The organism is Clostridium sp. (genome assembly GCF_047777555.1).
Taxonomy (GTDB): domain Bacteria; phylum Bacillota; class Clostridia; order Clostridiales; family Clostridiaceae; genus Clostridium_H.
In genome coordinates, this window is sequence record NZ_JBKEEV010000006.1 from 108,210 (window position 1) to 126,382 (window position 18,173).

Sequence of the window (18,173 nt, forward strand, 5' to 3'; positions counted from 1 at the left end):
CTTAAATAATATACAGATGCACATATCGGATTAACCCCTTCGTTTTGGACAAAACCTAATAAATTCTTTAGTTTTGTCAGAATTACACCCTTATTTCAATATTAGTTAGACTTTCTCCAAAATGAAGGTTATAAAATTCATTCGGTGACATAAACTTTAAACTTGAGTGAATTCTCCTTTTGTTATAAAATTCCATGAATTCGTTTACTACTTCGTATGCTTCTGCATAACTTTGAAACTCATATTTTTTCAAGCAATCATCCTCAAGTATTCTATGAAATGATTCTACATGTGCATTCTTATTTGGTGTTTTAACAGGTATTCTCTCGTGTTCTATTGCAATTTCTTCGCAGCATTCGCTGAATTTATAGCTTACAAACTGTGGCCCATTATCTGTTCTTATTACAGGCTTTAAGGCTCCTTCTGCAAATAGATTTCTTTGCATTAGACATTTTCTCAGTAATGCTGCCGCATCTTTAGCTTCGCAGTGGAATCCCATGTGGTAATCAATGATGCTTCTATCAAAGACATCAATAAGGTTTAGAAGATAGAAAAATTTATCCTCGCCATGGATATAGCCATACTTAATATCCATCTCCCAAAGTTGATTTGAGCCTGTTATAGTCCTGTTTACAGCGATAGTTCTCTTTACTTTAGGCTTAATAACTCTTTGGTCTTTTAGTATTCCAAGCTCCTTGCACAGCCTATAAACCTTCTTATGGTTAATTGTGAGTTTATAGTGTTTTCTTAGATGGTAGGTTATTTTTCTATAGCCGTAGTCAGCTGCATCTCCATCAATTGATTCCATAATAAACTCTTTGATCTGCTCATCGCATACCTTCTTTTCTTCCTGGTCTATGCTGTATCCCCTAGGCTTACCGCCTTTAGGCTTTGCCTTTTCCTTACCTTCTACATTCAAATTATAGTAATATGTTGATTTGCTAAGTTTGACCACCTTTAGTACAAAAACTGCGTTATATCCTTGTTCTATATATTTTTTAGCTATTTCTACTTTATCTTTAATTGAGGGTTTGATTTTTTTATTAAGTCTTTAAGTATTGCTATCTCAAGGTCTTTCTCACCTAGAAGCTTCTTTAGCTGATCATTCTCCTTTGTTACTTCTGTCAATTCACTCTCTAGCTCTTTATCTCCCTCAACTAAAGCCTTTCTTCCTGGCTTAATCTTAATCTCATCTTTATTCTTAGATTCCTTAATCCAAGTAAATATTGTTGATTTTGATATTCCATGTCTTCTTGAGACTAATGAAACATTTCCTACTTCTTTAACTTCTCTTAATATTTCTTCCTTCAATTCTTTTGTATAAGTTCTTCCTCTCATGGCTTACCTCCAATCACTTTCTACATTATAATAAATGTATAGGCAATTGTCCAAATCAATTTAGGGGCTTATGAGAAAGCATTTAAGAACGTATAAAAATAAATGGTGATCTTTACGTACTGTTGCGATATGATTAATATGTATTATATTGAATAAAAGGAGGTGGTAACCAATTATGGAAAAAGTTTTTGCTTATATTAGGGTAAGCAGTTCAGATCAAAATATTGATAGGCACTTCAAAGAAATGGTGGATATAGGGATTAATGAACGTGATATATATATTGACAAACAAAGCGGCAAGGATTTTGACAGACCTCAATATAAAGCACTAAAAACAGTTTTAAGAACTGGTGATATAGTATACATAAAATCAATAGATAGATTTGGAAGAAACTCGAGAGAAATCAAAAGGGAATGGGAGGATATTACTCAAGAAATTGGGGCAGATATTAAAGTATTAGACATGCCTTTATTAGATACAACTCAATATAAAGATTTAATAGGAAACTTTGTTTCTAATCTAGTTTTAGAGGTGCTTTCTTTTGTCGCCGAACAAGAAAGAGCGAATATCAAGCAAAGACAGCAAGAAGGTATAAAAATTGCTAAGGCAAAAGGAAAACATTTAGGTAGACCTAAGGCAGAACTTCCTGAGCAGTGGGAACAAGTCTATAAGGAATGGAAATCAAAGAATATCACAGCAATAAAAGCTATGGAAAAGCTTAATTTAAGCAAGAGTACTTTTTACAAACTTGCTAAGCAATATGAACAAATATCTTAATATTTGCATAATTAATTATAATAACACTAACATGGAGGATATTTTATTATGTTAGGAGATATAATTAATGCTCCAATTATGTTTACTTAAAGATATTAACTGCCATTTATAACTTTAAATGAAATATTAAGACTTGATCCAACTGGTGAAAGTGTACCTGCAAAAGTGTTAATTTAAGAATTTCATAGCTAATAATAAAAATAAAAATTATTATATTTTAGGCTCTACTAGAACTGTAAGTGAAAATGTCGAAGTTGAAATTAGAAATATGATTAGTGGCAGTGTGGAAAGAGTTAGTGGTACTGACCCATATTCTATTTCAGTTAACTTTGAAAATATGAAAGTTCAGTGGATATGTTTGGCTGGAAACACAATAAAAAAGATGGTTGGGCATTTTTCTTCAGCGGATTTAAAAATGATATCATATTATATGAGGAGTTTTATTTGCACACTTAGGAAAACATACTCCACTGCTAAAAATAGATGAAAAAGATTACCAGATGTAGTTAGGAGCTATGTAATAAGTGTTAATTCTCATAAGCTTATGCATGATATGCCACCATATCTGCATTCTTATATTTTAGGAAGTTTAAATGACATAACATTTAATACCCAAGTAGAAATTGAAAAAATAATAGATATAAAGTCAAAAATGGAACACTAAATAGGCAAAGAGATTTTATGAGTATTTATTAGTTAAATCAAGTTTAATAAAATCAAATATTTGTAAAGATCATTAATAACCCATTTGCCACCGAAATTTTTTCGGTGGCAAATTATCTTCAATTCTAATCTAATAAATTAAAAACCGAAAACTTAAACAAAAGAAAAGAGAAGAATGATACTATAATCATATACTTCTCTCTTTCTATGTAATTTATTTAATATATTTATCTCGTACCTGTTCTACATCGGTAGTCTCTAAATCATCAACTACTTCAATTACTCCAAGAATAAAGTCATCTTTAACAATGCCATAACCACCAGCTTTGCTAGGGCTGAACTCTACTTCATTTATACCTTTCACCCCAGTGAAGGAAGCAACTTCATCACCTGTGGTTCCGTCTATTATGATGTATTCACCTTCAACATTATCGAAAGCACTTAAATCAAAGGTGAGTTTTGTTTTTGTACTGCTACCTGTAACTACTATTAGAGGCTGCAGCTCATAACCAATACCCTTGAATTTTGCGCTTTGATATTCTTCTGAAACTTCTGCTTTTCCTACTAAAGCTGCTGTTGGCGCTTTAGTTATGTCCCCGCCGTAGATACTAGGAGGATATTCAGTACCATCATCTATAGGAGTAGCACAGCAGCTAGGTCCAGTACTTGCTGGCGGTAGCGATGGGTCAGCCTTTGATATATCCACAGAGTCAAGATTATCAACAACCTTTACTACACCTCTTATCATCCCCATCCAACAACTAAAGTTGATATCCTTAGCCTCATCAGGAGTAAATTCTATAACATTTTCACCACGTTTTATTTTTATTTCACGGTCTAAATCAGGGATAACAATAGCATTATTACAAGAATTAAGTTCTGTTCCGTTAATTATCCATTTTACAGGTATTCCCTTTTGAACATAAAATGCATTTGGAGTATAGCCATTATTGTTAGCAGTCATGTTAATAACCTGAACCCCATCTTGGATAACAGCTTTAGCCACATTAGCTCCACCTACACCTGTAGAGTTACCACCAATTAAACCTCTAGCAGTACTAGCAAGTGCTGTTACAGGATTAATATTAATTCCAAATAGGGCAAATCCTCTATTTCCCATGATGAAACCAAGAGCTATAATAAGCACACCACTAAACTTAAGGATTTTCTTTGTGTAACCTTTACTTAAAATTCCTGATATCGCACCGAAGGTTAGCATTAATGGTACTGTTCCTATGGCAAAGACAAACATGGATGCAGCACCCTTTACAGCATTTCCTGTGCCAAGAGCAAAAAGCTGCATAGTTTGAAGAGGGCCACAAGGCATAAGACCATTTAATAGCCCTACAATAAAAGGAGAACCAGATTTATTCTTAGCCTTACAAAGACCGTGAGGCAGCTTAATATTAAACTTTCTAAAGATACTAAAGCCAGCCATATTAAAGCCCATCATGATCATAAATAAACCAGCGATTATTTGCATCATTGCTTTTGTGGTAATTGTAAGTGCGAATACTGAACCAAGAGCACCAATTAATCCACCTAGAATTGTATAAGCTATAACTCTTCCTAAGTTATACAATAGCGCTGGTTTAATTGCTTGAAATTTGCTAGTGTCTACCTTTGATATGCTTTGGGAGAGCATAATTCCTCCGCACATACCAACGCAGTGAATTGAAGTGAGGATACCCACAAGAAATAGAACAGCATAAGAAGCATTAGTAAGCTTTGCTTCCATGTCAAAGCCGCTGGTGTTAAAACCAAGCAATGCTACAATAGCTACTATAATAAGAATTCCCATAAACCTATAATCCTTAGAACTTTCTGTAGCATATCCGGCCTTTTTAATAGCGTCTTTAACTTCTTTTACATTACATAGTTCATCATCAAATTCAACTTCTGCAAATTGACCGCTGTAACTAGCTTTTACATTTGTTACTCCTTGAATTTTTGAAACAGCTTTTTCAACTCGATTCTCACAGGATGTACATGTCATATCGTACACCTTAAATTGCTCTCTCCTAATACTCATAAAATCCTCCTAATTGATACCTAATGGGTAGAGTTAAAGTTTAACTATTTTTTCCAGATAATACTTTTGATTAATTATACAAAATAAATATGTTGATTTTATGAAGATGGAAGTTTAAAATTTTTTCTAAGGCTATAATAATATGTAACTAGAAGCTTATGCTGTGAGGTTAGAAAATAAGAGATAAGGAGGATGAAAAATGGAATATAATAAAAATTATATTGCAGTTGGGCAGGCTATACTGGCCGCAGCATTATTTGGGATGAGTGCACCTTTTTCAAAGATGTTATTGGTAAAAATACCTCCACTCTTACTCTCTGCACTTTTGTATTTAGGTGCAGGCATTGGTATGTTAATTGTGGATAGTATAAAAAGGATTTCTAAGGTAGAGAGAGTTGAAGCCAGGCTAGCAAAGGGGGAATTACCTTTTATTATACTTATGGTTTTGCTGGACATAGCAGCACCTATATCTTTAATGCTTGGACTTACCAAAACAACTTCTTCAACTACATCCTTATTGAACAACTTTGAGATTGTTGCAACATCAATTATTGCACTTTTAGTATTCAGAGAGGCTATTGGTAAGCGCTTATGGTTTTCTATAACACTTATTACTTTGTCCAGCAGCATACTTTCTGTAGAGGATTTTACTAATTTATCCTTCTCATTAGGGGCTATTTTTGTGTTGCTTGCCTGCATCTTTTGGGGGCTTGAAAATAATTGCACAAGAAAGCTTTCATTGAAAGACCCTTTGCAGGTTGTAATTATTAAGGGATTTGGTTCAGGAATAGGCGCTTTAATTATTGCAGCTTTGGCGAGAGAAATGTTATGGGATACTGTATATATAATACTATCCTTATTGCTTGGCTTCCTTGCTTATGGACTTAGTATATTTCTTTACGTTAGTGCTCAAAGACATTTAGGAGCAGCTAGGACTAGTGCTTATTATGCAGTTTCACCTTTTGTTGGTGTAGGAATATCATTCATAATCTTTTCAGAGCCTATAACTATTTATTTTATAATAGCCTTAATTATTATGATTATAGGTACTTATTTTGCTGTTGTAGAAAAGCATTCTCATGAGCATATACATAAATCTATTGAACATGAGCATAGACATAATCATTCAGATGAACATCATAATCATACTCACCCATCCACAGTTGGAGGAGAACACTCTCATCCGCATATTCATGATGAAATAGTTCATGCACATGAGCATACACCTGATATACATCATTCACACTTTCATTAAACAAATATACGGTTGGTTGCTCTATAAAAATAGAAATTTTCTTAGTGTAACATGATAGAGATACCCTATAGAGTAGAATCTTTTAACGGTTTACTTTATAGGGTGTATTTTATGACTGGAGCAGGATTCCTATAATTAAAAAAGCTTTATAAACTTTAAGGTTACCTTGATTAATCCAGGGGAAACATTTACACAAAAACGTGTTCCAAGTGAAAAAGTTTCAAATGCAAGGCTTCTTGAGGCTTCGGATATAGGCAAGCTTGTTGCAATAATTCTTACCCTAAGCCCTCAAGTTGTTGTTAAAGAAATAAATATAAATATTATCGGTAAAATTTCATCAAGTTGCGACAAATCTTCATAAAATCTTTAAAAAAATTTGATATAGTAGACAAAGAGCACAAATCTTAAGTAGAGAATAGAGAACCCAAATTTTTAATTTGGTGAGAATCATTTACTCTGTGGGAACTCCTCTGACTAGAGGAAAAGGACTTCATTATAATAAAGAGGTGAATTTATATGAATAATATTTTAATTATTGAAGATGAAGAAAAAGTATCTGAGGTTTTAAAAGCTTATTTAGAAAAAGAAGGATATAAAGTGCATTGTACTACTAGAGGAATAAAGGGTATAGAAATAGCTAAATCAGTAGATATAAAACTAATAATTCTCGATTTAATGCTTCCTGATATAAGTGGGGAAGAAGTATGCAGGATAATACGACAAAGCTCTGATGTACATGTTTTTATGCTAACTGCAAAGGGAGCTTTAGAAGATAGGATAGATGGTCTAAATATAGGTGCTGATGAGTATTTAGTAAAACCTTTTAGCCCCAGAGAACTTACTGCAAGAGTCAATGCTCTTTTTAGAAGAATAGGTACAGAAACTAAGGCTTCCAGCATTATTTTTGATGATGGAAGGCTATTGGTGGACTACGACAAAAGAGTAGTGAAAGTTAATCAGGAAGAAATAGCTTTTACCCCAAATGAATTTGATATATTGCATGTTCTTATTCTAAACAAAGGAAATGTTTTATCAAGGCAACAGCTTATAGACAAGGTATTTGGTATTGATTTTGATGGATATGATAGAACTGTTGATGTTTATATAAAAAATATTCGTAAAAAAATAGAAGAAGATACGAGAAGTCCAAAGTATATCATTACCGTTACTAAAGTAGGCTACAAGTTTGGCGGTGAAAGTTAATTGCAGACAATTAGAAAAAAGTTGAGCATTTTATTTGTGCTTTGTTCGATTATTGCTATATTACTTATTACCTTTTTTGTAAATTTAACTATAAATCATAAATTTAATGAATATATGATAAACACTCAAAACAAACGGTATGAAAGAATAGTTTCATATTTAGAGGAAGCTTATAAGAGAGAAGGAAAATGGGAAGAGGATTCTGGAGTAGAGTTAATGCATGAAGCCTATATGGGAAACTACTGTTTAACCTTATATGATGATAATAATAAGGTTATATGGGGAATGGATCCAAAGGATGTAAACAATAGATTTAATCTTAACAATATGCAAGTACAGGATAAAGGCGTATATTCTACACAAAAATTTGAAATAAAATCTAATAATAATGTAGTAGGATATATTGAAATTGGTCAATATTCTTCTATATTGTTAAGCGAGGAAGATATAAACTTTAAAGCCTCTATAAATAAAAGCATAATTGCCAGCGGTATTATGACCCTGGTTATCATAATAATAATCAGCCTTTATTTTTCTAGACAGTTTTCTATGCCAATAAAAGAGGTGGCAAATATGTCTGTACACTTATCTAGAGGTGAATTTAATAGAAAATCAAATACAAATAGTAATATACAAGAACTAGAGGATCTAAGAAATAGTGTTAATATACTGGCTGAAAAATTAAAATATCAAGATACACTTAGAAGACGATTAGTTTCTGATATTTCTCATGAAATAAGGACACCATTAAATGTACTCCAAAATAATTTAGAAGCAATGATAGATGGTATCCTTCCTGTTACAACGGAGAGAATGAACCACCTTAATGATGAAGTGATTAGATTTGGAAGGTTGTTAAATAACCTAAATATTTTAAAAGAGTTCGAAGTGGAAAGCATGAAGCTTAGCTTTGAGACCATGTTTTTAGATGAATTAGTTAGAGAGGTATATAAGAGTTTTTATATGGCCGCAGAAGAGAAAAATATAAAAATAGATTGTTATATACAGCCAAATAGGGATTATAGAATTTCTGGGGATAAAGATAAATTAACACAAGTGTTTATAAACTTGATGTCTAATGCACTTAAATTCACTAAAGAAAAAGGAAATGTATGGATTAATGTATATCATGATAACAAAAACATCATCGCGGAAGTGAAGGATAATGGTATAGGGATTAAGGAAGAAGACTTACCTTTTATATTTGAACGACTTTATAGAGGAGATAAAAGCAGACACGAAATTGAAGGCAGTGGTATAGGTTTAACCATTGTTAAGAATACATTGCAGCTTCATTCTGCAAGTATAGAGGTGGAAAGCGAGGAAGGGGAAGGTACTACTTTTAGGATATATTTCAATAAGTTTGCTGATGCTTAAAAGATAAAGAATACTTTGTAATTAATTAACAACACAAATTGAAGGAGGTATAAACATGAAAGAACTACTGAGTTTTGGACCAATTCATATATACTTTTTTGGTTTAATGATAGCAATAGGTATGATTGCAGGAGGTACATTTGCAATTAAACAAGGGAAAAAAAGAGGAATCCATGAGGATTCAATATTAAACCTAATTATGGTAGTAGTTATTTCAGGGATATTAGGAGCTAGACTATTCTATATACTATTTTATAATCCATCATTTTATTTTAGTAATCCATCAGAGATTATTAGAATAGATGAAGGGGGTCTCTCAATACACGGAGGTATTTTTACAGCTATTATAGCAGGATATATATACTCAATTAAAAGCAAATTATCCTTCTTTAAGCTTGCTGATATTGTAGTTATGGCATTACCACTAGCACAAGGTATTGGTAGAGTAGGGTGTGATGTCTTTGGAAAACCTATGATAAATATTATGCCATGGGGTATTCTTAATGGTGGACAAATAGTACATCCAGCACAAGTTTATGAGTTTGTTTTAGACTATATACTATTTATATTTTTATGGAAAAGAAGTTTTAGGAAGAAGTTCGAAGGTGAATTATTTGTAATATACCTAATAGCATTTCCTGTAATAAGAGGCATAGTGGAATTCTTTAGAACAAATCCTGTAATATGGGGACCTTTTTCGATTTCTCATCTTTTAAGTTTGGTATTGATAATTATTGGACTAATTGCTTACAAATTAATTCTTAATCAAAGTAAAGAAAAGATGGATACTACCATAGAAGACGAAGTTAAAACAAGTACTTTGATATTTTATTTATTTGCTTTAATATTAGTATCTTTAACTATATTCTATTTTGTACAAGGTTAATTATTAGATGGAGTATTTCAGAGTTAATATGAAGAAATAAAAAAATCCAAAACTTTTCATTTCTTCATACAATCTTCATAATATTTAATTATTATATATTTAAAGAAAATTTTTTTATTTCAAATTTGCCCTCCAGGGGAGGGAGGGGGGTAAATGTTAAAGTTACTTTTCATAGTGGATTGCACCTAAATATCATCATAATAGTTCTGTAGATTTGAAAAAGGAGATGAGTGATGAACCAGGAAAAAATGAATGCTGTAAAACTGTTAAAGACATCTAAAGGTCAAATTGAAGGAATTATTAGGATGGTTGAAGATGAAAGATACTGTGTTGATGTATCAAATCAAATTATTGCAGCACAAGCTCTTTTAAAAAAGGCAAATATTCTAATTTTAAAACAGCATATACATCACTGCGTAAAGGATGCTTTAGGCAAAGATAGCAGTGAAGAAAAATTAGAAGAGATAATAAACATTTTAGAAAAGGTTATACAAAAATAATCACTAAGGGGGAAGATAGGTTATGAAAAATTTTATAAAAGAATATTTTAAAAAGAGTATAGAGAAGATGGCTAAAGAAAATGAAAAGGCTTTTGGGAATACTACTGGTAAGCTAGATTGTTGTGCTATGAACAGAGCTAATCTTGGAGGAAATAAAGGTAATTCTCAAAATAAATAAGAAGTAGAGGTAGGAGTTGGCAAAAAGTCATAAAAGACAGATATGACCTTTGGAGCTTGTGCAAATGCTATCAAAAGTAATTATTAGGGGAGAGGTATACTATGAAAAATTTTATAAAAGAATATTTTAAGAAGAGTATAGAAAAAATGGCAAAAAAAAATGAAAAGGCCTTTGGCAATACTACTGGTAAGCTAGATTGCTGTGCTATGAATAGAGCTAATCTTGCAGGGAATCAAGATAAAGCTCATAAAGAATAGCGGAAAAGAGGTGTAAGGTTTGGAAAAGAGTCTTAAAATAGAAGGCATGACCTGTGCAGCCTGTGCAAAGGCTGTAGAAAGAGCATCTAAAAAGCTTCAAGGTGTTACTGACGCAAATGTAAACTTTGCTACAGAAAAACTAAAAATTAATTTTGACGAAACAAAGGTGTCAATACCAGACATTCAATCTGCTATTGAAAAAGCAGGGTACAAAGCACTTATTGAGTCTAGTACAAAGACATTGAAGATAGAAGGAATGACTTGTGCTTCCTGTGCTAAAAACGTAGAAAGAGTTACCAGAAAGCTTGATGGAGTAACTGAATCAAATGTAAATTTTGCAACAGAAAAATTAACTATAAGTTATGAAGCATCAAAGGTGAAGGTTTCAGATATAAAAAAAGCAGTAGAAAAGGCAGGATACAAGGCAGTCGAAGATGAAGCGGCCGTAGATACAGATAAAGAAAGAAAAGAAAAAGAAATAAAATCTTTATGGAGAAGATTTATAATATCATCGATTTTTACAGTGCCACTATTATATATGGCTATGGGACATATGTTTGGTGAAGCCCTTGGTATAAAACTACCAGAAGTTATTGATCCAATGATGAATCCATGGAACTTTGCAATAACGCAATTGATATTAGTTTTACCACCTATCATTGTTGGTCATAAGTACTTTACAGTAGGGTTTAAGTCACTATTCAGAAGAAGTCCTAATATGGATTCTTTAATTGCCATAGGTACTTCAGCAGCATTCATCTATGGAATATATGCTATAGTACAAATCTATGGAGGCAATGGAGAATATGCAAATGAACTATACTTTGAAGCAGGAGGAGTAATTTTAACTCTTATTACTTTAGGGAAATATTTGGAATCAGTTACAAAAGGAAAAACTTCTGAAGCAATAAAGAAACTTATGGGGCTTGCTCCTAAGACAGCAACAATAATAAGAGATGGTAAAGAAGTAGAAATATCAATAGATGAAGTTGAAGTTGGAGATGTTATTGTAGTTAAGCCAGGAGAAAAAATGCCAGTAGACGGTGTTGTTTTAGAAGGAAATACTTCAGTTGATGAATCAATGCTTACTGGGGAAAGTATACCTGTAGAAAAAAATGCTGGAGATAATATTATTGGAGCAAGTATCAATAAAAATGGAACAATTAAATATAAAGCCACAAAGGTTGGAAAAGATACAGCCCTTGCTCAAATTATTAAATTAGTAGAAGATGCTCAAGGATCTAAAGCTCCAATTGCAAAATTAGCAGATGTAATTTCCAGTTACTTTGTTCCAGTAGTAATAGGCTTATCAATTGTTTCAGCCTTAGCTTGGTATTTCCTTGGAGGTAAGTCGCCTATATTTGCTTTAACAATATTTATATCTGTATTAGTTATCGCATGTCCTTGTGCCCTAGGATTAGCTACTCCAACAGCTATTATGGTTGGGACAGGTAAAGGTGCAGAAAATGGAGTATTAATAAAGAGTGGTGTTGCACTAGAAACTACTCATAAAATTAAAACAATTGTATTTGATAAGACAGGTACAATAACAGAAGGTAAACCTAAGGTTACAGATATTGTAGTTGTAAATGGAATAAAAGAAGATGAATTACTTCAATTAACTGCATCAGCTGAAAAAGGATCAGAACATCCACTTGGTGAAGCTATAGTAAAGGGCGCTGAAGAAAAAGGATTAGAATTTAAGAATCTTGATTTCTTTAAAGCAATACCTGGCCATGGAATTGAAGTGAAAATTGATGGAAAAGAAATTTTAGCTGGCAACAGAAAACTTATGGTGGAACGTAATATTTCATTAGAAAACTTAGAAGAAGCTTCTAATAAGCTTGCTGAAGAAGGAAAGACCCCAATGTATGTAGCCATTGAAGGGAAGCTAGCAGGAATAATAGCAGTTGCAGATACGGTTAAAGAAAATAGCACGAAGGCTATAGAACATCTTCATAAGATGGGTATAGAAGTTGCAATGATTACAGGTGATAACAAGAGAACTGCTGAAGCTATCGCAAAACAGGTCGGAATAGATAGAATTCTAGCGGAAGTATTACCTCAAGATAAAGCTAATGAAGTTAAAAAGCTTCAGTCAGAAGGAAAGAAAGTTGCCATGGTTGGTGACGGTATAAATGATGCTCCTGCTTTAGCTCAAGCAGACATTGGCATAGCAATAGGATCTGGAACAGACGTTGCTATGGAATCAGCAGACATAGTTCTTATGAGAAGTGATTTAATGGATGTTCCAACTGCTATACAGCTAAGTAAAAGCACAATAAGGAATATAAAACAAAATCTATTTTGGGCATTTGGATACAATACATTAGGTATTCCAGTTGCTATGGGGGTTTTATACATCTTTGGAGGCCCATTATTGAATCCAATGATAGCTGCAGCAGCTATGAGTTTAAGCTCTGTTTCAGTACTTGGTAATGCATTAAGGCTAAAAACGTTTAAGCCAGTAAAGTAGCGAACCCAAATCTACGATTTGGTGTGAGTCACTTTCTCATTCGAGGAACGAGAAGGAGTTTCCTAATAGTTAGTTAATTTTAAACATTAAATATATAATTTTAGGAGGAGTAAAAGATGAAAAAGAAAATATTAATCGAAGGAATGAGCTGTGGACACTGCGTTAATCACGTTAAGGAGGCATTAAGCGAACTTAGTGGAGTAACTAGTGTAGATGTAAACTTAGATTCTAAATCAGCAGTGATTGAAGCAACTGTAGCTGTAGATGATGAAGATATAAAATTCGCTATTGATGATGCAGGTTATGAAGTAGTAGGAATAGAAGAACTATAATTGTTAGTTCATCCTGTTAGAGGGTAAAACTTTAGTAAGGCTTTAGGAGTTGATCACATGATAAAGGAAGGATATATAACTTCCATTAATGGAGAATATGCTATGATGTCTTTTAAAAGACAAGGTGGCTGTGGTGATAGCTGTGCTAGTTGTAAGCTTGCTTGTGCATCAGCAGGTGTTACAACTGAAATAAGAAATACTCTTGGAGCAAAGGTAGGAGATCGAGTAAATGTTGAAATGCATGAAAATGGTTTTAATAAAATGCTTCTTTGGGTATATGCCTTTCCACTAGTTATGCTTCTTGCCGGAATAGGTCTTGGTTACAGGATATTTGGTACTCTTGGATATTCAAATACTGAGGTTTTAAGTTTAATATTAGGAGTAGCAGCTCTTGTAATTTCATATAGTGTTTTGCACCAAATTAGTAAAAAAACTGTTCAGAAACAAGAATATACTTTACAAATGACAACAGTAATTAAGTAAATCAAGCAGATCTTGTAGTCACATAGATTACGAGACCTGCTTTTTTCCTTATTTACTAAGATTAATATCTAATAAATTTATTAAGTTAAAAATTACATAATTTTATAGGTCCTTCACAATTCCTCCATAATTAAGAAGTATACTTTTTATATAGAAAAAATAATTAAATAAAATAAATTAAAAAGTATGAAGTAAGTCGCAATCGTAAGATGACTTATCAATAAGGTTGGAGGCTAGGTAAATGAAAAATGTGGGTGTAAGGTTTGAAATTCCAAATGAATATGGAAATTATTTATCTAATATATTAGAATCTTTACCAGTCAAATGCTATCAGTGGTTGGTTGATGATGACGAGATATATCTATTGAAAAATAATCAATTTACAAATGAGTTCTTATTTAATGATGATAGAATAATATCTGGGGAAAAACTTTATGAAAGTTCTAAAAATAATACTTATTATATGATTTTTGTAACTTTAAGGGCTTTTTCTAAAGATGGAACTATTAAAGCAGTATCTAAGTATAAGGATTTTTTAGAAAGTGATTGCCAAATTATGCTTTCAGTATATGACTGTTCCTATGTTGTGTTTTGGTGTAAAGATAGCCAATTAGTATCGAACATGTATGAGTATGCTCTATCAAAGGGTTATGAGTATGTTGAGTATATTGAAGATATAAAATTCGCTACTGATGATGCAGGGTATGAAGTAGTAGGAATAGAAGAAGTATAGTTAATAAATCATATGCTTCTTCTAGAAACAGAAATTCAGTAGAAAAATGATAAATATGAAATCCTTCTATATTATTTACTAATAGTGTATAGAAGGATTTATTAGATGGTAGCTTCTTAAGAATTTTGGAACTTTAAAAGTTCAGAACTTAAGAAGTTTTATTTTTATTTGTAAAAGTCTACATCATTGACATTGCAAAGCGACTACATTCTCTTGCACAGTGAAGGCATATCCTTCCACACTCTTATGAGTGAGGGGCAGGGAATTTTACCTCGTGATGAGCATGGTTACTTTTCATAAATTCATTATTTAAGTTTTTTGCCAATTTCATTCGCTCCTTAAAATATTTCTATGACAAAAAATTTAAATAATAAATAATATTGTAGTATACTTTAAAATATAAAATAATAAAGAGAAGTCTACATGGAGAAAACAGACTCCTCTTTATTATAAAATTAAGGATGAATTATTGATTAACTTGCTATACACATATTATATTAGCGAATTATGTAGAAAATATGAAGAAACTTATATAGTTATAAAGTTTTAAATAAGAAATAAGAAGCACTTAGCTCAAAATACAACATATACTAATAAAGTATAAATAGTATTTTTGGGGGATTACTTAATGGTTATTACACCAGACCTTCCTAATCTTCCATGCAAGGAGATAAAGGGAGTTAAGTATTTTGAACTTGTAGCAGAAGAAGTGGAAAGAGAAATACTTCCAGGAGTATTTCTTAAGGCTTGGGGTTACAACGGAAGCACACCAGGACCTACTATCAAAGTTTATCCAGGAGATTATGTTAACTTTAGAGTGTATAATAAGCTGTCTGAAGCAACCAGTGTTCATTGGCACGGTATGGACGTACCTAATGTCATGGATGGTGTACCAGATGTTCAGCCTTCACCTAAAATTGAACCCGGAGAATATTTTGACTATAGATTTAAGATAATTAATTCACCAGGAACCCATATGTACCATACTCATCATATTTCACATAAACAACAGATGATGGGCTTAGAAGGGGGACTAATAGTATTAGATCCTTATCATTTAAATGTAGATAGAGACTATTTTATTATGTTACAGGAGTTTAAGGTAGAAGGATTGCCAATGGGAGTAGTTAAGAAAGGAAAGTATGATATTGATCCACATGCCCATGATTTTAATTTCTTTACTATGAATGGAAGATGTTTTCCTTTTGTTACTCCATTGGAAGTAAACTGTGGGGATATAGTAAGAGTAAGATTAGGAAATGCTATGAAAGATGGTCATCCAATTCATATCCATGGTCATCAATTTTATATATCAGCTTCAGATGGAAACACAATACATCCGTGTAATAGAATGAAAAAGAATGCAATTCATGTAGCTTCAGGGGAAACTTATGATGTAGAGTTTTTGGCTAATAATCCAGGTATATGGCCGTTTCATTGTCACATACCACATCATATGACTAATAATATGACAGATCCAATAGGAGGCATGTTTACGACTATTGTTTACAAGTAAGTCAATATAGTAGAGGTTTAAAATTATTACTTAAAATAAGTCTGATAGATGAATATTAGGCTTATTTTTTGGTGTCTTCATAATTCCTCCACAATTAAGAAGTATACTTTTTATATAGAAAAACTAACTAAAAGGAGAGATAAACTATGATTAAGAAAGTAATAGGAATAACAACAGCAGCAGTACTTACATTAGGGGTGGCTTCATTTGCCTATGCAAATGAAAAAGATGATAAGGCAGTAAATCAGCCTATAAAAACAGAAATTACTACAATATCTAATCAGAGTAAGGATGACATATATGATGATATGCTAGATATTATGAAAAAGAATGGTTATAAAGATCTTGCGAAGGAGGTAGAAAAAGGTAACTATAAAGCTATGGATGATTTTATGAATAATATCACAGAAGAAGATTATCAAAAGATGGTTGATATAATGAAGGAAAGTGGCAATGAAAATATGGCTAGGATGATGGAAGGTATAGGAAGAGAAGAAATGATTGAAATGCATAAGTCTATGGGGGGAGCAGAATCTTGTCATGGTTCAAATGGAAGGGTTGGAAATACTAAAAGTACAAGGAAATTTAATGGAATGATGAATGGAAATTTTAACGGAATGATGAGTGGAAGTTTATAATTTTAAGGGGTAACTAAACTGGTTACCTCTTATTGAATTTTAAGAGCAAGTATCAACATAAGATTATATAATGATAAAAAAGTCTGCATGGAGAAACAGACTTTTTTTACGCTATGGATAAATTATAATTTACCAGTCTCCAGATGAACCTCCGCCTCCGCTGTCACCACCACCGAAGCCGCCAAAGTCATTGAATCCGCCTCTGCCTCCGCCACATCGTTTTCCACCAAAGATGGAACTCCAAAAAACTAAATCTAGTAAAAGTCTTGATAATCTTCCTCTATTAAGCATTATATCTATTATGATTAATCCTAGTATGGCGATTACTGGAACTGAAGTATTGCTTCTTTCTTCACTAAAATCATAATTTATTTTTTCATTTTTCTCTAAAGTTACTCCATATTCTTTAGCAATCATATCGGCAAATATAGAGTAAGTGTTCCTTAGACCTTCTCCATAATTATTATTTTTGAATTCAGGGACTGCTGCACTTTCCATAACTCTATTGCTTAAAATATCAGGTATTGCTCCTTCAAGGCCTCTTCCTACTTCCACCCTCCATTTTCTATCTTCCATAGAAAGTAGTATTAAAAGGCCATTGTTTTTATCCTTTTGTCCGATCCCCCAATTTCTAAATAGCTTATTACCATAGTCTGATATATCATTACCTTCAAGAGAGTTTACTATTACAATTACAGCTTGGGCACCTGTTTTATTTTCTAGTTCATTACCTACTGATATTATATACTCTTTTGTGTCTATATCTAGCAGATTTTCATAATCATTTACGTATTTTAAATTCGTTGGAGAAGGTAATTCTACCTCCCCGTTTACATTTTTAAAGGGAATTAATATAAATAAAAAAAAGAGTAATAAGGGGGTTGAAATGCTTTTTAAAATTACTTTTATAGTCATTCATTAATTCACCCCTTTTATTTTGTGAAATCTACTTCTGGAACTTCCTCAGCACCTTCTGGAGCATTATAATACTCCTTTTGATCAAATCCAAATATTTCTGCTACAATATTGTTTGGGAATCTTCTTATAGCTGTATTATATTGGCTTATAGCTTTATTATAATCTTGTCTTGCTATTTTAACTCTATTTTCTGTTTGCTCAAGAGTAACTGATAAATCTCTAAAATTTTCATTTGATTTTAGTTCTGGGTATTGTTCAACCACTACTAGCAACCTGGATAATGCTGATGAAAGTTCTGCATCTGCATTAGCTCTATCTTCTATTGCTTGTGCTCCTCCAAGCTTTGCCCTTGCGTCCACTACGTCTCCAATAACTTTGCTTTCTTGAGCTGCATACCCTTTAACTGTATTCACAATATTAGGAATTAAATCACTTCTTCTTTTTAATTCAGTATCTATATTGGCTTGGGATGTTGCTACACCTTGCTCAAGTCCTATCATTTTGTTATAACCACTAATAAAAGGTATAATCAATAATAGTAATATACTTAGTGTTATTAACAAATTTCTTGTCTTATTTTTCATATATTTACCTCCAATTTTAAACTGTA

20 protein-coding genes are annotated in these 18,173 nt (G+C 32.3%); 15 read left to right on the forward strand and 5 right to left on the reverse strand.

What is annotated here, in order from left to right:
* Window positions 1-82 precede the first annotated feature (82 nt).
* Both ACFWTK_RS10480 and ACFWTK_RS10485 read right to left on the reverse strand, forming a co-directional pair.
* A complete protein-coding gene (locus ACFWTK_RS10480) occupies window positions 83-955 on the reverse strand; it encodes an IS3 family transposase (protein WP_242976315.1) in 873 nt (290 codons plus the stop codon).
* 53 nt (window positions 956-1,008) lie between these two features.
* A complete protein-coding gene (locus ACFWTK_RS10485) occupies window positions 1,009-1,338 on the reverse strand; it encodes a transposase (protein ID WP_242976316.1) in 330 nt (109 codons plus the stop codon).
* Window positions 1,339-1,513: 175 nt separating this feature from the next.
* Here ACFWTK_RS10485 and ACFWTK_RS10490 point away from each other — a divergent pair, with 175 nt between their 5' ends.
* On the forward strand, window positions 1,514-2,116 hold the full coding sequence (locus ACFWTK_RS10490) for a recombinase family protein (RefSeq protein ID WP_415875964.1): 603 nt from the start codon (window positions 1,514-1,516) through the stop codon (window positions 2,114-2,116).
* Window positions 2,117-2,993: 877 nt separating this feature from the next.
* Here the strand turns inward: ACFWTK_RS10490 and ACFWTK_RS10495 are convergent.
* Window positions 2,994-4,811 (reverse strand): urease accessory protein UreH domain-containing protein, encoded by a 1,818-nt coding sequence (locus tag ACFWTK_RS10495; RefSeq protein ID WP_415875965.1) that lies wholly within the window; start codon window positions 4,809-4,811, stop codon window positions 2,994-2,996.
* 199 nt (window positions 4,812-5,010) lie between these two features.
* Between ACFWTK_RS10495 and ACFWTK_RS10500 the strand changes: the two genes are divergently transcribed.
* The 14 genes from ACFWTK_RS10500 (at window position 5,011) to ACFWTK_RS10565 (ending at window position 16,645) form a co-directional block, all read left to right on the forward strand.
* Window positions 5,011-6,066 (forward strand): DMT family transporter, encoded by a 1,056-nt coding sequence (locus tag ACFWTK_RS10500; RefSeq protein WP_415875966.1) that lies wholly within the window; start codon window positions 5,011-5,013, stop codon window positions 6,064-6,066.
* A 166-nt stretch (window positions 6,067-6,232) separates the two neighbouring features.
* A complete protein-coding gene (locus ACFWTK_RS10505) occupies window positions 6,233-6,427 on the forward strand; it encodes a hypothetical protein (RefSeq protein ID WP_415875967.1) in 195 nt (64 codons plus the stop codon).
* 155 nt (window positions 6,428-6,582) lie between these two features.
* Window positions 6,583-7,269, forward strand: coding sequence for a response regulator transcription factor (locus ACFWTK_RS10510; protein WP_415875968.1), 687 nt, complete (start codon window positions 6,583-6,585; stop codon window positions 7,267-7,269).
* Window positions 7,270-8,646, forward strand: coding sequence for a sensor histidine kinase (locus ACFWTK_RS10515; protein WP_415875969.1), 1,377 nt, complete (start codon window positions 7,270-7,272; stop codon window positions 8,644-8,646).
* Between the two features lie 55 nt (window positions 8,647-8,701).
* A complete protein-coding gene (gene lgt, locus ACFWTK_RS10520) occupies window positions 8,702-9,532 on the forward strand; it encodes a prolipoprotein diacylglyceryl transferase (protein WP_415875970.1) in 831 nt (276 codons plus the stop codon).
* 233 nt (window positions 9,533-9,765) lie between these two features.
* Window positions 9,766-10,032 carry a metal-sensing transcriptional repressor gene (locus tag ACFWTK_RS10525; RefSeq protein ID WP_415875971.1) on the forward strand — a complete coding sequence of 89 codons (267 nt, stop codon included), beginning with the start codon at window positions 9,766-9,768 and terminating at the stop codon, window positions 10,030-10,032.
* Between the two features lie 22 nt (window positions 10,033-10,054).
* A complete protein-coding gene (locus tag ACFWTK_RS10530; protein WP_415875972.1) occupies window positions 10,055-10,210 on the forward strand; it encodes an LDCC motif putative metal-binding protein in 156 nt (51 codons plus the stop codon).
* A gap of 101 nt (window positions 10,211-10,311) precedes the next feature.
* Window positions 10,312-10,467 carry an LDCC motif putative metal-binding protein gene (locus ACFWTK_RS10535; protein ID WP_415875973.1) on the forward strand — a complete coding sequence of 52 codons (156 nt, stop codon included), beginning with the start codon at window positions 10,312-10,314 and terminating at the stop codon, window positions 10,465-10,467.
* A 19-nt stretch (window positions 10,468-10,486) separates the two neighbouring features.
* Complete coding sequence (locus ACFWTK_RS10540) at window positions 10,487-12,943, forward strand: heavy metal translocating P-type ATPase (RefSeq protein ID WP_415875974.1); 2,457 nt, start codon at window positions 10,487-10,489, stop codon at window positions 12,941-12,943.
* A 116-nt stretch (window positions 12,944-13,059) separates the two neighbouring features.
* Window positions 13,060-13,275: a heavy-metal-associated domain-containing protein gene (locus ACFWTK_RS10545; protein WP_415875975.1), complete on the forward strand. Its 216-nt coding sequence runs from the start codon at window positions 13,060-13,062 to the stop codon at window positions 13,273-13,275.
* Window positions 13,276-13,332: 57 nt separating this feature from the next.
* Window positions 13,333-13,758: a SoxR reducing system RseC family protein gene (locus ACFWTK_RS10550; RefSeq protein ID WP_415875976.1), complete on the forward strand. Its 426-nt coding sequence runs from the start codon at window positions 13,333-13,335 to the stop codon at window positions 13,756-13,758.
* A gap of 241 nt (window positions 13,759-13,999) precedes the next feature.
* Window positions 14,000-14,491: a DUF2691 family protein gene (locus ACFWTK_RS10555; protein WP_415875977.1), complete on the forward strand. Its 492-nt coding sequence runs from the start codon at window positions 14,000-14,002 to the stop codon at window positions 14,489-14,491.
* A gap of 628 nt (window positions 14,492-15,119) precedes the next feature.
* A complete protein-coding gene (locus ACFWTK_RS10560) occupies window positions 15,120-16,007 on the forward strand; it encodes a multicopper oxidase family protein (RefSeq protein WP_415875978.1) in 888 nt (295 codons plus the stop codon).
* A gap of 146 nt (window positions 16,008-16,153) precedes the next feature.
* Window positions 16,154-16,645: a hypothetical protein gene (locus tag ACFWTK_RS10565; RefSeq protein WP_415875979.1), complete on the forward strand. Its 492-nt coding sequence runs from the start codon at window positions 16,154-16,156 to the stop codon at window positions 16,643-16,645.
* Window positions 16,646-16,774: 129 nt separating this feature from the next.
* Here the strand turns inward: ACFWTK_RS10565 and ACFWTK_RS10570 are convergent, their stop codons facing one another.
* Both ACFWTK_RS10570 and ACFWTK_RS10575 read right to left on the reverse strand, forming a co-directional pair.
* On the reverse strand, window positions 16,775-17,560 hold the full coding sequence (locus ACFWTK_RS10570; RefSeq protein ID WP_415875980.1) for a TPM domain-containing protein: 786 nt from the start codon (window positions 17,558-17,560) through the stop codon (window positions 16,775-16,777).
* Between the two features lie 17 nt (window positions 17,561-17,577).
* A complete protein-coding gene (locus ACFWTK_RS10575) occupies window positions 17,578-18,147 on the reverse strand; it encodes a LemA family protein (RefSeq protein WP_415875981.1) in 570 nt (189 codons plus the stop codon).
* Between the last annotated feature and the right edge of the window lie 26 nt (window positions 18,148-18,173).

Excerpts from the sequence above, each read along its gene's own strand:
- ACFWTK_RS10485 (WP_242976316.1), bottom strand. The coding sequence starts at position 1,338 with ATGAGAGGAAGAACTTATACAAAAGAATTGAAGGAAGAAATATTAAGA.
- ACFWTK_RS10490 (WP_415875964.1), top strand. The coding sequence starts at position 1,514 with ATGGAAAAAGTTTTTGCTTATATTAGGGTAAGCAGTTCAGATCAAAAT.
- ACFWTK_RS10495 (WP_415875965.1), bottom strand. The coding sequence starts at position 4,811 with ATGAGTATTAGGAGAGAGCAATTTAAGGTGTACGATATGACATGTACA.
- ACFWTK_RS10500 (WP_415875966.1), top strand. The coding sequence starts at position 5,011 with ATGGAATATAATAAAAATTATATTGCAGTTGGGCAGGCTATACTGGCC.
- ACFWTK_RS10510 (WP_415875968.1), top strand. The coding sequence starts at position 6,583 with ATGAATAATATTTTAATTATTGAAGATGAAGAAAAAGTATCTGAGGTT.
- lgt (WP_415875970.1), top strand. The coding sequence starts at position 8,702 with ATGAAAGAACTACTGAGTTTTGGACCAATTCATATATACTTTTTTGGT.
- ACFWTK_RS10525 (WP_415875971.1), top strand. The coding sequence starts at position 9,766 with ATGAACCAGGAAAAAATGAATGCTGTAAAACTGTTAAAGACATCTAAA.
- ACFWTK_RS10530 (WP_415875972.1), top strand. The coding sequence starts at position 10,055 with ATGAAAAATTTTATAAAAGAATATTTTAAAAAGAGTATAGAGAAGATG.
- ACFWTK_RS10535 (WP_415875973.1), top strand. The coding sequence starts at position 10,312 with ATGAAAAATTTTATAAAAGAATATTTTAAGAAGAGTATAGAAAAAATG.
- ACFWTK_RS10545 (WP_415875975.1), top strand. The coding sequence starts at position 13,060 with ATGAAAAAGAAAATATTAATCGAAGGAATGAGCTGTGGACACTGCGTT.
- ACFWTK_RS10550 (WP_415875976.1), top strand. The coding sequence starts at position 13,333 with ATGATAAAGGAAGGATATATAACTTCCATTAATGGAGAATATGCTATG.
- ACFWTK_RS10555 (WP_415875977.1), top strand. The coding sequence starts at position 14,000 with ATGAAAAATGTGGGTGTAAGGTTTGAAATTCCAAATGAATATGGAAAT.
- ACFWTK_RS10560 (WP_415875978.1), top strand. The coding sequence starts at position 15,120 with ATGGTTATTACACCAGACCTTCCTAATCTTCCATGCAAGGAGATAAAG.
- ACFWTK_RS10565 (WP_415875979.1), top strand. The coding sequence starts at position 16,154 with ATGATTAAGAAAGTAATAGGAATAACAACAGCAGCAGTACTTACATTA.
- ACFWTK_RS10570 (WP_415875980.1), bottom strand. The coding sequence starts at position 17,560 with ATGACTATAAAAGTAATTTTAAAAAGCATTTCAACCCCCTTATTACTC.
- ACFWTK_RS10575 (WP_415875981.1), bottom strand. The coding sequence starts at position 18,147 with ATGAAAAATAAGACAAGAAATTTGTTAATAACACTAAGTATATTACTA.